This is a genomic window from Synechococcus sp. R8-2, from assembly GCF_047461715.1.
Classification (GTDB): Bacteria; Cyanobacteriota; Cyanobacteriia; order Thermostichales; family Thermostichaceae; genus Thermostichus.
On record NZ_JANSHQ010000366.1, the window covers coordinates 1 to 1,562 of the forward strand.

2 protein-coding genes are annotated in these 1,562 nt (G+C 61.1%); both read left to right on the top strand.

What is annotated here, in order from left to right; genetic code table 11:
• Positions 1-778 (top strand): cell division protein FtsQ/DivIB (locus tag NW819_RS09105; RefSeq protein ID WP_414413548.1); only part of this gene is annotated, 778 nt, incomplete at its 5' end.
• A gap of 7 nt (positions 779-785) precedes the next feature.
• The gene (locus NW819_RS09110) at positions 786-1,511 is read left to right on the top strand and encodes an energy-coupling factor ABC transporter ATP-binding protein (RefSeq protein WP_414373739.1); all 726 of its coding nucleotides are present in this window, start codon (positions 786-788) and stop codon (positions 1,509-1,511) included.
• The last annotated feature ends 51 nt before the right edge of the window (positions 1,512-1,562 follow it).

Here is a 1,562-nt window from a genome sequence, read left to right on the forward strand (position 1 = left end):
GCTTTTGCGTCGGCAACGGCGCAGCCGGTTTTGGCAGGGATCCTGGCGCCTGACCGGTTCGATGACCCTCTTGGCGCTGCTGGTGCTGGGCCTACGGCAGCCCCACTGGCAAATTCGTCAGCCAGAACAGATTCAGGTAAAGGGTGCCCACTGGGTCGATCCCGCCTGGATACGGGCACAATTGCCCCTGCAGTATCCCCTCAACATTTGGCAGGTGCAACCGGCTGTTTTGGAAAGGGCTTTGCTGGGATCCCCGGCCCGGCCCTCTCCCATCGAAAGCGTCCAGGTGCAGCGACGGCTGCTGCCGGTGGGTGTCATCGTCCAGGTGCGAGAACGGCAACCTGTGGCGCGGGCGCGATGGGGCGACCAGATGGGCTGGGTGGATGTCCAGGGCAACTGGCTGTCTCCCGATCCCTACCGTTCCCCCAAGTCTTGGCCTGAGCTGGAGCTGCTGGGCTGGGAGAACCACACCCCAGAGCAATGGGCGCTGTTGCTCAAGGCTTTGCAGCAGTCTGAAATTCAGATCAGGGCAGTGGATTGGCAATCTGGAGCGGGAATTACCCTGCATACTGAGCTGGGCAACGTCTACCTGGGGCCGATTTCCGACCGCTTGCCCTTGCAAATTCAGACCCTCAACCAAATGCGGGATCTGCGCCGCTACTGCGAGTGTACGCCCGACGACATCGTCCAGATTGACCTCACCAGCCCCAGTGTGCCCACCTTGCAACTTACCCCCACGGCCACCCAGGAGCGCTGGAAAGACGTGCGGATGCCCTAGCTTTGCTATGAACCCGGTGCCGGCGGTGGAGGTGAACCAATTGTGGACAGCTTATCCCGGTCATCCGCCGGTGCTGCAAGGGCTGGATCTACGGGTCGAGGTTGGGCAACATCTGGGGGTGATCGGCCCCAATGGCGCGGGTAAAACTACCCTGTTCCTCACCCTCTGCGGCCTGTTGCCCCCCTGCTCTGGCCAGGTGAGTTTGTTTGGCCAGCCGCTGCGGCCCGGCCAGTTTCGCCCTGAGGTGGGGTTGGTGTTTCAGGATCCCAACGACCAACTGTTTGCCCCATCGGTGGCCGAAGATGTGGCCTTCGGACTGCGCAATTTGGCCCGTCCTGAGGCGGAGATTGCGGCTGCCGTTCAGGCCGCCCTGCAGATGACCGGCACCCTCCATTTGGCCGATCGTCCCCCCCATCACCTCTCTGGTGGGGAAAAGCGCATGGTTGCCATTGCCGGGATCCTGGCGATGCAGCCCCAGTTGGTGCTCTACGATGAGCCGACAGCCAACCTCGATTTGCGAGCCCGGCGCCGGTTGATAGTTTTTTTGCAACAGGCCGCCCACACTTTTCTGCTGGCTTCCCACGATCTGGAGCTGATCCTGGAGGTGTGCGATCAGGTCATCCTGTTGGATCAAGGGCGGATCTGGGCCCAGGGATCCCCGGCCCACCTGATGGGCCAAGCCGACCTCATGGAAGCCCACGGCCTGGAAGTGCCCCCCTCACTGCGCCGATAACGACAAAAGTTGAAAAGATATCAAGAATTATTTTTAAGCTGACAACATTTT

Bases quoted from the DNA above. Each gene is read 5' to 3' on its own strand.
- NW819_RS09110 (WP_414373739.1), top strand. From the start codon at position 786: ATGAACCCGGTGCCGGCGGTGGAGGTGAACCAATTGTGGACAGCTTAT.